This window comes from Amycolatopsis acididurans (genome assembly GCF_012328925.1).
Classification (GTDB): Bacteria; Actinomycetota; Actinomycetes; order Mycobacteriales; family Pseudonocardiaceae; genus Amycolatopsis_E; species Amycolatopsis_E acididurans.
On the sequence record NZ_JAAXLS010000004.1, the window covers coordinates 351,456 to 364,467 of the forward strand.

General features: G+C 69.8%; 12 protein-coding genes. 7 read left to right on the plus strand and 5 right to left on the minus strand.

Annotated features, from left to right (window positions below):
• Positions 1 to 14: 14 nt before the first annotated feature.
• The 5 genes from HFP15_RS43840 (at position 15) to HFP15_RS10050 (ending at position 6,460) form a co-directional block, all read left to right on the plus strand.
• Positions 15 to 2,348, plus strand: coding sequence for an MMPL family transporter (locus HFP15_RS43840; protein ID WP_168513917.1), 2,334 nt, complete (start codon positions 15 to 17; stop codon positions 2,346 to 2,348).
• The gene (locus HFP15_RS10035) at positions 2,345 to 3,421 is read left to right on the plus strand and encodes a peptidylprolyl isomerase (protein ID WP_168513919.1); all 1,077 of its coding nucleotides are present in this window, start codon (positions 2,345 to 2,347) and stop codon (positions 3,419 to 3,421) included. The genes HFP15_RS43840 and HFP15_RS10035 overlap by 4 nt, the downstream gene beginning before the upstream one ends.
• Positions 3,418 to 3,624: a hypothetical protein gene (locus tag HFP15_RS10040; protein WP_168513921.1), complete on the plus strand. Its 207-nt coding sequence runs from the start codon at positions 3,418 to 3,420 to the stop codon at positions 3,622 to 3,624. Before HFP15_RS10035 ends, HFP15_RS10040 begins: the two co-directional genes overlap by 4 nt.
• A gap of 59 nt (positions 3,625 to 3,683) precedes the next feature.
• Positions 3,684 to 4,130, plus strand: coding sequence for a hypothetical protein (locus HFP15_RS10045; protein ID WP_168513923.1), 447 nt, complete (start codon positions 3,684 to 3,686; stop codon positions 4,128 to 4,130).
• An 86-nt stretch (positions 4,131 to 4,216) separates the two neighbouring features.
• Entirely contained in the window at positions 4,217 to 6,460 is a 2,244-nt protein-coding gene (locus HFP15_RS10050; protein ID WP_168513925.1) for a CaiB/BaiF CoA transferase family protein, read from the plus strand.
• 35 nt (positions 6,461 to 6,495) lie between these two features.
• Here HFP15_RS10050 and HFP15_RS10055 read toward each other — a convergent pair whose 3' ends face one another.
• Genes HFP15_RS10055 through HFP15_RS10075 form a run of 5 tightly spaced genes read right to left on the minus strand, consistent with a single transcriptional unit; the run spans position 6,496 to position 11,442 of the window.
• Positions 6,496 to 7,236, minus strand: a complete 741-nt coding sequence (locus HFP15_RS10055) for an SDR family NAD(P)-dependent oxidoreductase (protein ID WP_168513927.1) — start codon at positions 7,234 to 7,236, stop codon at positions 6,496 to 6,498.
• A 5-nt stretch (positions 7,237 to 7,241) separates the two neighbouring features.
• Positions 7,242 to 8,012: an enoyl-CoA hydratase gene (locus HFP15_RS10060; protein ID WP_168513928.1), complete on the minus strand. Its 771-nt coding sequence runs from the start codon at positions 8,010 to 8,012 to the stop codon at positions 7,242 to 7,244.
• A complete protein-coding gene (locus HFP15_RS10065) occupies positions 8,012 to 9,094 on the minus strand; it encodes a CaiB/BaiF CoA transferase family protein (RefSeq protein ID WP_168513930.1) in 1,083 nt (360 codons plus the stop codon). The genes HFP15_RS10060 and HFP15_RS10065 overlap by 1 nt, the downstream gene beginning before the upstream one ends.
• A gap of 1 nt (position 9,095) precedes the next feature.
• A complete protein-coding gene (locus tag HFP15_RS10070; RefSeq protein ID WP_168513932.1) occupies positions 9,096 to 10,253 on the minus strand; it encodes an acyl-CoA dehydrogenase family protein in 1,158 nt (385 codons plus the stop codon).
• A gap of 10 nt (positions 10,254 to 10,263) precedes the next feature.
• A complete protein-coding gene (locus HFP15_RS10075) occupies positions 10,264 to 11,442 on the minus strand; it encodes a thiolase family protein (protein WP_168513934.1) in 1,179 nt (392 codons plus the stop codon).
• 143 nt (positions 11,443 to 11,585) lie between these two features.
• On the opposite strand from HFP15_RS10075, the gene HFP15_RS10080 reads away from it, so the two are divergent.
• Positions 11,586 to 12,557 carry an NAD(P)H-dependent flavin oxidoreductase gene (locus HFP15_RS10080; protein ID WP_168513936.1) on the plus strand — a complete coding sequence of 324 codons (972 nt, stop codon included), beginning with the start codon at positions 11,586 to 11,588 and terminating at the stop codon, positions 12,555 to 12,557.
• Positions 12,558 to 12,570: 13 nt separating this feature from the next.
• The coding region (locus HFP15_RS10085; RefSeq protein WP_168513938.1) for an SDR family NAD(P)-dependent oxidoreductase at positions 12,571 to 13,012 on the plus strand (442 nt) is incomplete at its 3' end.

The following is a 13,012-nucleotide window of genomic DNA, read 5'->3' on the forward strand; positions in this document are numbered from 1 at the left end:
TGAGGCGGTCGGCCGTGGGTGCGCGCCGGGCACCCGGCCACATCGCGCGCAGCCTGCGCCGTGTCCCGCCGCGCCGAGCGGCGGCCGTGCTGCTGCTGCTCGCACTCGGCGGCGCGACCGTGGCCGGGCTGCTGCAGTTCCGGATCGACACCGGCACCGACTCGTTCCTGCCCGCCAGCGACCTGACGATGCGGTCGCTGGAATCGGTGGCGCGCGGGTTCGGCGGCGACCCCATCGTGGTGACGCTGCAGTCGCGATCACCGCAAGCGCTGCTGACCGATCAGGAGCAACTGCCGCGGCTGCTGCAACTGGAAGGCAAGCTGTCGCAATCGCCTGGCGTGCAAAGCGTGTACGGGCCAGGCACCGTGCTCAACCAGGTCGCCATCTCCGCGGGCAACGTGCTCTCCCGGATCGCCGGGGCGCGTGACGGCGTGCAGGCCGCCGCCGAGCAGGAGGCGCGGCAGAAGGGTCAGTCGCCCGCGCAGGCCGCGGCCGCGGGGCAGGCCGCCGTGCGCTCGTTCGACGAGCGCTACGGCAAGCTGCTCGTCCAGGGCATGCCGGCGGGGCTGCCGACCCTGCACAACCCGAACTTCGTCAAGGCGGTGGTCTTCGACAGGAACGGCGACCCGCAACAGGCCTGGACACCTCTGGTGCCCAATTCGTCGACGGTGGCGATCCTCGTCCGGCCCGCCGCCGGGATCACCAGCGCGCAGACCTCGCAGCTCGTGGCCTCGGTCCGCGCGGACGTGGCGCACAGCGGGCTGGCGACGCAGCGTGTCACGGTCAGCGGGGTTCCGGCGGTGATCTCCGGGCTCGCCGAGGAGGTGCAGCACGAGCTGCCGATCATCGGTGGGATCGCGGTCGCCGCCATCGGGGTGCTGCTGGTCGCGTCGCAACGGTCGCGACCGCGGTGGCGGCGCGTGCTTCCGCTGGTGGTGGCACTGGCGGGCACGGCGATGACACTGGCCGCGTTCGGCTGGCTCGATCACCCCGTATCCCTTGGCGTGGTGGCGTTCCTGCCGATCCTGCTGGGCATCGGCAGCGACTTCCCGCTCTACCTGTTCCGTTCCACCGCACGGCGGCGGGTCATCGTGGCCGCCGCGGCCAGTGCCGCCGGTTTCCTCGCGATGGTCGTCTCGCCGCTGCCGTTCGTGCGCGAGCTCGGCATCGCGCTGGCGGTCGGTATCGCGCTCACCGTCGGGATCACGATGGCCGTTCTCCGGCTGAGCGGGCGGCCGGCCGAAGCTGTGGCGGCTCCCGCACGCGTGCGCTCCACGCGGGGAGCGCTCGGTTCCGCGCCGCGATGGGCCCGCTTGGTGGTTCTCGGTGTTCTCGTGGCGATGGCCGGGTTCGGCTGGTCCCAGCTGCCCTCGGTGGGAGTCGCCGCCGACCCGGAGACACTGGCCGCGGGGGTGCCGTCGATGACCGACGCCCAGTACACCCAGAGCGTCGTGGGCTATTCCGGCGACATCAGCGTGACGGTCAAGGGGAACAACCTGCTCACGCCCGAGGCTTTCCAGTGGGAGAAGAAGGCCGAGGACGAGATCCTCGCCAAGTTCGGCGGCCAGGTCTCCGCCATCGTCACGCCGCCCGGCCTGCTGTCCTTCCTCGGTGACACACCCGACGGCCGGCAGATCGTCGCGGCGTTGCAGATCGTGCCGAGCTACATCAGCTCCGCGGTCGTCTCGCCGGACGGCCGGATGGCGACGATGCTCTTCGGCATCAAACTGCAGGATCTCGGGCAGCAGCGCGATCTCATCCGGCAGATCACCCAGAGCCTGCCCCCGGCGCCGCCCGGTGTCAGCGCGGAACTCACCGGCTTGCCGGTCGCCGCGGCCCGTGGTTACACGCTGATCTCCGACGGCCGGTTGCTGGCCAACGTGGGCGGCATTCTCGCGGCCGGGGCCGTGCTGTTGCTCGGCCTGCGCAACCGGCGGGACGCGGTGCGGGCGCTGCTGGCCGCGGCGATGTCGTCGGGCTGGATGCTGGCGACGATGTGGCTGCTCGGGTGGTCGTTCACGCCGCTCGATGTCGCACTGGGCTCGCTGATCGCGGCGACCGGATGCGAGTACACGGTGCTGCTGGCGGACAGCTACCGGCGCGGGCGGCCGCAGGTGCGGCGCTCGGTCGCCATCGCGTGTGCCTGTGCCTGCGCGGGATACCTGGCGCTGACCGCGTCGGGCTTGTCGGTTCTCCGCGAGTTCGGCGCGACGCTCGCGGCGAGCGTGCTGCTGTCCATGCTCGCGGCGATCGTGGTGATCTGGTCGTGGCGGCCGGAGCCCGGCACACGAGGGGAAAGCGTTGTCGAACCGGAGAAGGTACCGGTGAAAGTCGAGGTGCACGCATGAGTGTGGCGATTGGCGCAACACGAGGCTGGGCAACGGGAATCGCGCGGTCGGTGCGTTCCGGTGATACCGGCTGGTTCGTTCCCCGGCGACGATGGCGCCGGCTCGTGGCCGTGATCCTGACCGCGGCGCTGGGACTCGCGGCGGTCGCGGTGCTCGTGGTGCGGGCCGTGTTCGGGCTGCCCGCCGGTGCCGCGCTGGAAGTCAACGGCACCGTGGTGTCGACACAGGAACTCCAGCACCGCGTGAGCGTGCTGACCGCGCTCTACAGTGTCCAGCCACCGCAAGGAGGTCAGGCGCTGGACACCTTCGACCGCCTGGCGGCGAAATCGCAGGCGCTGACGCTGGTCATCGACGACGCGGCCAAGGCGCAGGGCATCACGGTCGCCGACAAGGACGCGAGCGCCGCCCTCGACCAGTTGATCCAGCAGGGTTTTCCGCAGGGGCGCCAGGCCTTCCTCAACGCGCTGTCGGCGAAGGGTGCCTCCGAACAGGATGTGCTCAACGAGGTCAAGCTCCAGTTGGAAACCTCGCGGCTGTACGACAAGACGACCGCGGGCGTGCCCGCCGCGACCGATCAGGACGTGCAGCAGGCGATCGCTTCCCGCGCGGCCACCGCCTTCTCGCCGGAGAAACGCCACATCCGCAACATCGTGGTGAGCACGCAGGAACAGGCACAGCAGATTCTGCAACAGGCCAGGTCCGGCCAGGATTTCACCGCCCTCGCCCAGCAGTTCTCCGAAGACGGGAGCACGAAGTCGAACGGTGGTGACCTCGGCAGCGTCGCCGTCACGCAACTCGACGCCGGCTATGGCAAGCAGGCCTTCGCGACGGCGGCGGGCGGGGTCTTCGGCCCGGTCCAGGACGCCTACGGCTGGAACGTCGGGCAGATCGTCGACGTGACACAGCCGGCGCAGCTTCCCGACGCGCAGATCAAGACCAACGTCACCAACGCGCACAAGAACGACGCCTGGAACGCATGGCTGACGGGGCAACTGCGGAACGCGAAGATCCGGTATGCCGATCAGTACCAGCCCGCCGACCCGAACGTGCTCACGGGGACGACGGTGCCATGACGGTCATGCTGATCATCGTCGCGCTGATACTGGCCGGGATCGGCCAATGGGGCCGGCGCCGCCTGTTGCCGGCCGTGGCGGCCGAACTCGGTGACGGTGATCCCGCCATCACCGCGCGGGTGGCGGTCTTGCGGCGGGGCACGCTCGCCTGCCACGTGGTGGCGGCCGTCCTGCTGGTAACGGCGGTGATGCCGTTCCTATGAAAACCGGCCCGAGCCACCACCGACTTGTCCGCGACAACAACAAGGTCGTTGATGCAGCTATGTTGATTTCACTGTTCGCCTGCGTTTCCGCCGCGCTTCTCGCGTTGTGCATCGTGTTCACCGATCCGTGGTACGGGTACGGTGCCGTCGCCGCCAGCCTCATCGGCGTGGCGATCTATTTCGTCGACAAAGTGCTCCGGCGGCGCAAGGCCGCCGAACCGGCGGTCGAGTCCGGTGAGACCGGCGAAACGGAGCAGACCGAGTCCGAAGAGGACGAGCCAGCCGCCGAGGAGCCGGAAGAGACCCTCAACGTCGAGATCGTGCACGACAGCGGCGACGTCGTCGTGGCCACGATTCCCGGCCGCCGGCGCTACCACACCCTGGACTGTGAGCTGCTGCGCGGCGAAGACTTCGAGGAGATCACCGAGACGGAAGCGCGTGCCGAGGGCTTCACCGCGTGCACGGCGTGCGCGCACGCCGCCGGGAAACGCGTCCGGATCGCCTGATGACAATCGAACGTTGAGAAATAAATCTAAAGTCATTAGGCTTACGAACTGATTCCACGATTCGAGGAGAGTTCGGAGGCCTGTTCATGTCACTGCCGCTGGCCGGTATCCGGGTACTGGACCTGACCGACGGGCTCGGCGAATCGTCCGGGCGTTACCTGGCCGACCTGGGTGCCGAAGTCGTTCGCGCGGAAGTGCCCGGCGGCTCCCGCTCGCGCCACGCCGAACCGGTGCTCGACGGGGTCAGCGTCCCGTTCGCGTTGCGCAACGCGAACAAGCTGGGCATCACGCTGAACCTCGACGACGGGGGCGATCGCGAGCGTCTTCGTGATCTCGCCGCGGGCGCCGATATCGTCGTCCAATCGGGATGGCGGCTCGACTCCGGCGAACTGACGGCGCTCAACCCGGCGCTGGTGTGGGTGTCGGTCAGCCCGTTCGGGCAGACCGGGCCTTACCGCGACTGGGCCGCCACGGAGGACGTGCTGTACGCGCTGAGCGGGGTACTTTCGCGCTCGGGCGCGCCGGGAGCGCAACCCCTGCTGCCGCCCGCGGGCCTGGCCGAGGAGACGGTGGGTGTACACGCCGCGTGGGCGGCGCTGCTGGCCTACTACCAGCGGTTGCGCACCGGTCGCGGCGAGACCGTCGACGTGTCCGCCTTCGAGGTGCTGGTGCACGGCTTCGACCCGGCGTTCGGTACGCAAGGGTCGGCCGCGGCGGGACGCTCGGAGGACTTTCCGCGCGGGCGGCCCGACGCGGCCGGCTTTTATCCGGTCTTCCGGTGTCTCGACGGTCAGGTCCGCATCTGCCTGCTGGCCAAACGGCAGTGGCGGGGCATGTTCGAGTGGCTCGGCGAGCCCGAGGAGTTCGCGGATCCGAAGTACGACACCATTCCCGCGAGGTTCGCCGCGGCGAACCGGCTGCACCCGCTGATCGCACGGCTGTTCGCCACGAAGACCAGGGACGAACTGGTGGCCGAAGGCGCGGCCAGGGGAGTGCCGGTCGGCGGTGTGCTCGACCTGCCCGAGGTTCTGACGGCCGAACATTTCCTGGCTTCGGGAGCGCTGACCGACGCCGAGATCAGCCCGGGCGTGCGCGCGCGGATACCGTCCGGCTACACCAGGATCGATGGCGAACGGGCGGGATTCCGGACGCGTGCGCCACGCGTCGGCGAGCACGACGCCGTCGTCGGGCCGCGTCCGTCCATTGTGGCCGATACCGGCACCGACGGCGGCTCGCCGTTCGAGGGACTGCGGGTCCTGGACCTCGGCGTGATCGTGTTCGGCGCGGAGCTGAGCAGGCAGTTCGCCGACTACGGCGCCGACGTCATCAAGATCGAGAACAAGCATTTCCCGGACGGGCTCCGGCAGTCCAAGCGCGGCTCGGCCCTGGCCGCCTCGGTGGCCTGGGGGCACCGCAACAAGCGCAGCCTCGGCCTCGATCTCCGCCAGGCCGAGGGCAAGGAGATCTTCCGCAGGCTCGTCGCGCAGGCCGATGTCGTGCTGGCCAACTTCAAACCCGGCACGCTCGAGTCGATGGGACTGTCCTACGCGGACCTCGCGAAGATCAATCCGAGGATCGTCGTGTCGGACAGCAGCGCGTTCGGCGGCAACGGCCCGTGGCGCACGCGCCTCGGGTACGGGCCGCTGGTGCGCGCGTCGTGCGGGGTGTCCGCGCTGTGGCGCTACCCGGGCGAGGAGGACCTGCTGTGCGACGGCTCGACCGTCTTTCCCGACCACGTCGCGGCGCAGGTCGCCGCGGTCGCGGTGCTCGCCGCCCTCATCCAGCGCACGGGCTCTGGCCGCGGGACGGCGGTGGAGGTCGCGCAGGCGGACGTCGCGCTCGTGCAGCTCGGGGCACAACTGGTCGCCGGACGCGCCGCCGGATCACCGGTGTACGCCTGCGCGGGAGACGACGAGTGGTGCGTCGTGTCGATACGCGACGACGAAGACCGGGCTCGGCTGGAGAAGGTGACCGGCGACCAGGCACTGGAGGCGTGGCTGCGGGAGCGGTCGCCGCTCGAGGCGATGACGGCGCTGCAGGAAGCCGGTGTTGCGGCGGGTGCGATGCGCCGCCTTCCCGAACTTCTCACCGATCCGCAGCTCGAGGCCCGGCAGGCCTACACCGTCCTCGAACACGATCTGCTGCCCCGGCCGCTGCCCGCCGCGGCGCGGGTCGTGCGGTTCTCGGCGATCCCCGATCCGAGCCTGCGGCAAGCCCCGGTCGCCGGCCGGCACACGCGGCAGATCTGCGAATCCGTGCTCGGTATGAGTGCGACCGAGATCGGCGCGCTGGTCGAATCGGGTGTCCTTCAGCCGGCCGAAGTTCAGTGACGGGCCGGGCGTGAAGGGGTGCGTTGCCGGCGCCTTCACGCCCGCCAGATCTGTTCGCCCGCGCGGGTCAGCACGATGCTGGGCACCACGGCGTGCGCGGACAGCCGCGAAACGGACAGCACCAGTTCGGCGACGTCTCGGGTGGTGAGCATGGCGTCCCGGCCGAGGCTGTCGCGTTTGAAGGTGGTCATGTCCGTGTCCACGTAGCCGGGGCACAGTGCGGTCGCGGTGACGCCGCTGGCCGACTCTTCGAGCGTGAGGGTTTCGCACAGCGAGATCAGGCCCGCCTTGCTCGCTCCGTAGGCGGACAAGCCGGCCTCGCCCGCGACACCCGTGATGGAGGACAGCGCCACGACCTTGGCGCCGCGTGCCGGGGTCGCCGCGGCCGATTTCCGCAGCAGCGGCAGGGTCTGCTGGATCAGCTGGAACTGGGCGCGCAGATTGACGTTGAGGACCAGGTCGTAGGTCTTCAACGGCAACTCGGCCACCGTGCCTTCCGCGCCGACGCCACCGTTGAGCACAAGAAGATCCAGCGCGCCGAACCGCTCCGTGTGCTCGGCCGCCAGGCGATCGACGTCCTGCTCACGCCCGAGGTTGGCGACCACGGGATGCGCCTCCGCGCCCGCTTCGCGCAATGCCGCCGCCGCGTCGAGGAGGCCGGGCTCGCGTCGGGCGGCCAAAGTCAGCGCGTAGCCCTCATCGGCCAGCCTGCGCGCGATCTCCAGGCCGATGCCCCGCGACGCGCCGGTCACGAGTGCCGTCCGGGTCGTTGTCATGGCGATCACTTGCCTTGGAAGCGGGGGCGCCGCTTCTCCTGGAAGGCGGCGGTGCCTTCGGCGAAGTCGGCGGTACCGAACAGTGCGACCTGGCCTTCGCGTTCGATGGCGAGCGCGGTTTCCAGTTGTGCGAGGGCGGTGGCGTTGAAGGCGCGTTTCGTCTGGGCGTAGGAGGCGGTGGGGCCGTTGGCGAGCTTGGTGACGAGACCGTCCACTGTGGTCTGGAACTCCTGGTCGGGGACGGCCTGGGTGATCATGCCCCAGTCTTCGGCGGTGCTGGCGCCGATGCGTTCGCCCAGCATCGCCATGCGCACGGCGCGGGCGCGGCCGACCGCGGCGGGCACGAGCGCGGTCGACCCGCCGTCGGGCATCAGCCCGATGCCGGCGAAGGCGAGCAGGAAGTAGGCCGATTTGGCGGCCACGGTGAGGTCCGCGGCCAGCGCGATCGAGCACCCGACCCCGGCGGCGGGCCCGTTGACGGCTGCCACCACCGGTTTGGGCACCTGCCGGATCGCACGGATGAGCCGGTTGGCGTTGTCGAGCGTCTCGTAGCCGACCGCCTCGCCGGGGTTGACTTCGCCGATATCGGCGCCGGAGCTGAAGGCCCGCCCCGCACCGGTGAGCACGATGACCCGGACGTCGCCGTCCTGGCCGTGCGCCTCGATGAGGTCACTGACCTCGTTGAGCATCTCGCCGGTGAACGCGTTGAGCGAATCGGGCCGGTCGAACGTGATGCGCAGGGCGTTGTCCGCGCGGCGCGTGGTGACGGTGGACATCAGTGTGTTTCTTTCCACTCGGATGGCACGAGATCGGTGTGCGCGCCGGGTTCGGGCGGGGCGGCCGGAACCGCGGGCACGGTACGGGAGAACCGGGGCGGGGGAGCGGGTTGGGTCACGCCGTCGAGTTCGGTGAGCGTGCCCCGGGCCGCCATTTGCGGATGCTGGGCGGCCTCGGCGAACGTGAGTACCGGGGTCACGCACGCGTCGGTGCCCGCGAACACCTTTTCCCAGTGGTCACGCGGATGCGCGCCGAACACCTCGGTGAAGCGGGCGCGGACCGTGGGCCAGCCCTCGGTGTCCAGCTGCGCGGGCAGATCGGCCGCGTCGAGCCCGAGGCCGTCGAGCAGCCGGGCGTAGAACTGCGGTTCGATCGCACCGACCGCGACGTAGCGGCCGTCGGAGCATGCGTAGGTGTCGTAGAAGGGCGCGCCGCCGTCGAGCAGGTTGACGCCGCGCTCGTCGGACCAGCTGCCCTGTCCCCGGAACGCCCACATCATCTGGGTCAGCACACTCGCCCCGTCGACCATGGCGGCGTCGACGACCTGGCCCTGGCCGGAGCGTTCGCGTTCCCACAGCGCGGCCAGCACCCCGGCGAGCAGGAACATCGACCCGCCACCGAAATCGCCCACCAGGTTCAGCGGCGGTACGGGCCGCTCACCCGCGCGCCCGATGGCGTGCAGGCTTCCGGTGAGGCTGATGTAGTTGATGTCATGGCCCGCGCGCTGCGCCAGCGGCCCCTCCTGGCCCCAGCCCGTCATGCGGCCGTAGATCAGCCTGGGGTTGACGGCGTGACAGGCCTGCGGCCCGACACCGAGCCGTTCCGCGACACCCGGCCGGTAGCCCTCGATGAGCACGTCGGCGGCCCCGGCGAGGCCGAGCACCCGGTCGCGGCCCTCGGCGGTTTTGAGGTCGGCGAAGACCGAGCGGCGCCCGCGCAGCAAGGCGTCGCGATCCTTGCTGCCGGGACGTTCCACCCGCACGACGTCGGCGCCCAGGTCGGCCAGGAGCATCGCCGCGTGCGGGCCAGGGCCGATGCCGGCCAGTTCGACCACGCGCAGCCCGGTGAGCGGGCCCGCCACGTCAGTTCTCCGCGCGGGCGAGGTCGCGGCCGATGATCTCCTTCATGATCTCGGTCGTGCCGCCGTAGATGGTCTGGATGCGGGCGTCGATGTAGGCCTTGGCGACGGGGTATTCGAGCATGTAGCCGTAGCCGCCGTGCAGTTGCACGCAACGGTCGATGACGCGCTTCTGCAGTTCGGTGGCCCACCATTTCGCCTTGGCGGCATCGACGGCGCTGAGCTTGCCCTCGTTGAGCGCGAGGACGGCCCGGTCGTGGTAGGCGCGGGTCACGTCCAGTTCGGTGGCCATCTCGGCGAGCTGGAAACGGGTGTTCTGGAAGTCGCCGATCGGACGCCCGAAGGCGTTGCGCTCGAAGCAGTAGCGACGGGTTTCGGCGAACACCGCCTCGGCGCAGGCGAGCCCGACCGTGGCGATGGACAGCCGTTCCAGCGGAAGACGTTCCATCAGGTGCACGAATCCGCGGCCCTCGTTCCCGAGAAGGTTCGACGCCGGGACACGGACGTTGTCGAAGAACAACTCGGCGGTGTCCTGGGCGTGCAGGCCGATCTTGTCGAGCTTGCGGCCGCGGGTGAAACCGGGGGTGCCGGTCTCGACGACGATCAGGCTGAACCCGCGTGATCCCGCGTCGGGGTCGGTGCGGGCGACGACGATGACGAAGTCGGCGTTGATGCCGCTGGTGATGAACGTCTTCTGCCCGTTGATCACCCATTCCTCGCCGTCGCGTTCGGCGGTGGTGCGCACCCCTTGCAGGTCACTGCCCGCGCCGGGTTCGGTCATCGCGATCGCGCCGATCAGCTCGCCCGAGGCCATGCCGGGCAGCCAGCGGCGTTTCTGCTCCTCGGTGCCCAGGTCCTTGACGTAGGGCACGATGATGTTGTCCTGCAAGGAGAAACTGGAGATCAGCGAGGCTGCGCCGACCTTGGCGAACTCCTCGATCACCACGACCTGGTACCGGTAGTCCGGCTGATCGCCACCGCCGTGGGACTCGGGGATGCTCAGCCCGATGATGCCCTGCTTGCCCGCGGCGAGCCAGGTCTGGCGGTCGATGCTGCGTTCGATGTCCCAGCGCCGCAGGTGGGGTTGCACCTCGCGCGCCACGAACTCGCGCACCACCTCGCGGTAGGCGTCGTGATCGGCGGTGAACAGGTTGCGTTCCATCCCGGGGCTCCTAGAGACGTTCGATCAGGGTCGCGTTGGCCATGCCGCCGCCCTCGCACATGGTCTGCAGGCCGTAGCGGCCGCCGGTGGCCTCGAGGTGGTTGACCAGCGTCGTGAGCAGCCGGGTGCCCGACGCACCGAGCGGGTGGCCCAGCGCGATCGCACCACCGCGCGGGTTGAGGCGCTCGGGGTCGGCGCCCAGTTCACGCTGCCACACCAGCGGAACCGGTGCGAACGCCTCGTTGACCTCGTAGGCGTCGACGTCCTCAATGGACACCCCGGCGCGGGCGAGCAGTTTCTGCGTCGCGGGAACGACACCGGTCAGCATCAGCAGCGGGTCGCTGCCGGTGACGGCGAAGCTGTGGAACCGGGCCCGCGGGCGCAGGCCCAGCGCGTTGGCCTTGTCCTCGCTCATGATCAGCACCGCCGACGCCCCATCGGTCAGCGGCGAGGAGTTACCCGGCGTGATCCGCCAGTCGATCTCGGGGAACCGCTGCGCGAGACGCTCGTCGTAGAACGAGGGTTTGAGACCCGCGAGTTTCTCGGCGGTCGTGGCGGCACGCACCGTTTCGTCCGTGACTACCGTCGTGCCGTCGATCGTGACCGGCAGAACCTCGGAGTCGAAGCCACCCGCGGCCGCCGTGGCCGCGGCCAGCGCGTGCGAGCGGGCCGAGAACTCGTCCAGCTCCGCACGGCCGAACTTCCACCGGGCCGCGATCAGCTCCGCCGACACACCCTGGTTGACCAGGCCCTCCGGGTAGCGCGCCGCGACGGCCGGGCCGGCGGCGTTCTTGCCCATGCTCGGCGTGCCCATCGGCACCCGGCTCATCGACTCGACCCCGCACGCGATCACGACGTCATAGGCACCGGCCAGCACGCCCTGCGCCGCGAAATGCGCCGCCTGCTGACTCGACCCGCACTGCCGGTCGATCGTCGTCGCCGGCACCGCCTCCGGAAAACCCGCACCCAGCACCGCGTTGCGGGTGATGTTGAGCGCCTGCTCGCCCGCCTGGCCCACACACCCGCCGATCACATCATCCACCAGCGCCGGATCCAGCCCGGTCCGCTCGACCAGGGCCCGCAGCACGCGGCTGAGCAGATCGGCCGGATGCACCTCCGACAGCTGCCCACCGGGCTTGCCCTTCCCGGACGGGGTACGGATCGCGTCGACAATGACGGCACTGGGCATGGCAGTCCTCCTCCACGGTTCCGTTTAACGATCGCTAAGTAAGTGCCTGGAGTCAAGGCGATGCCACGGGAGATGCGAATCACTTATGCGGTCGATGGTCGCTCAGTAGCCTGACCACAACTGCCGGATACGAGAGGTCAGCAATGGTGCACACGCGGTTTTGTGACGTGTTCGGGGTGGATCACCCGATCGTGCAAGGCGGGATGCAGTGGGTCGGGCGCGCCGAACTCGTGGCCGCGGTCGCGAACGCGGGTGGGCTCGGTTTCATCACGGCTCTGACCCAGCCGACCCCGGAGGATCTCGCGAAGGAGATCGCGCGGTGCCGGGAGATGACCGACAAGCCGTTCGGGGTGAACCTGACGATCCTGCCCTCGATCAACCCGCCGCCGTATGCGGAGTACCGGGACGTGATCGTCGATTCCGGGGTGCCGGTGGTGGAGACGGCGGGGTTCAACCCGGCCGAGCACCTGCCGGCGTTTCGTGCGGGCGGGGTGAAGGTGCTGCACAAGTGCACCAGCGTGCGGCACGCGGTCAAGGCGCAGGAACTCGGTGTCGACGGGATCTCGATCGACGGGTTCGAGTGCGCGGGGCATCCGGGCGAGGACGACATTCCCGGCCTGGTCCTGATTCCCGCGGCGGCGGAGAAGATCACGATCCCGATGGTGGCCTCGGGTGGCTTCGGGGACGCCCGCGGCCTGGTCGCCGCCCTGGCTCTGGGCGCGGACGGGATCAACATGGGCACGCGGTTCCTGGCCACCGTGGAGGCGCCGGTGCACGACGCGGTCAAACGCCGTCTGGTCGAGGCCACGGAGCGGGACACCGACCTGATCTTCCGGCCGTTGCGCAACACCGCGCGGGTGGCACGCAACGCCGTGAGCGGCGAGGTCGTGTCTATTTTGGACAAGGGCGGTAAGTTCGAGGACGTGCGCGAGCTGGTGGCGGGTGCCCGCGGCCGGAAGGTGTTCGAGACCGGGGATCTGGATCTGGGTGTCTGGACCGCGGGCCTGGTGCAGGGCATCATCCACGACATCCCGACCGTGGCGGAGCTGATCGGCCGGATCGTGCGCGAAGCGCGTGAACTCATTGCCGGCCGGCTGGCCGGTGTGCTGGACTGAAAAGGAGTCTGAAGTGGACATCGCGGGCGCGGTCGCGCTGGTGACCGGAGGTGCGTCGGGCCTGGGTCAGGCCACGGTGCGTGAGCTGCACGCCAAGGGCGCGAAGGTCGTGATCGTCGACCTGCCGTCGTCGGACGGTGCGTCTGTGGCGAAGGAACTCGGCGACGGCGTCGCGTTCGCTCCGGCGGATGTGACCAGTGAGGACGAGGTGAGCGCGGCGCTGGATGTGGTCGCGGAGCTGGGTTCGCTGCGGGTGGCGGTGAACTGTGCGGGTATCGGTAATGCGATCAAGACGGTGGGCAAGCAGGGTGCGTTTCCGCTGCCGGATTTCACCAAGATCATCAATGTGAACCTGATCGGGACGTTCAACGTGATCCGGCTGGCCGCGGAGCGGATCTCGAAGACCGAGCCGGTGGGGGAGGAGCGCGGCGTCATCGTCAACACGGCGTCGGTGG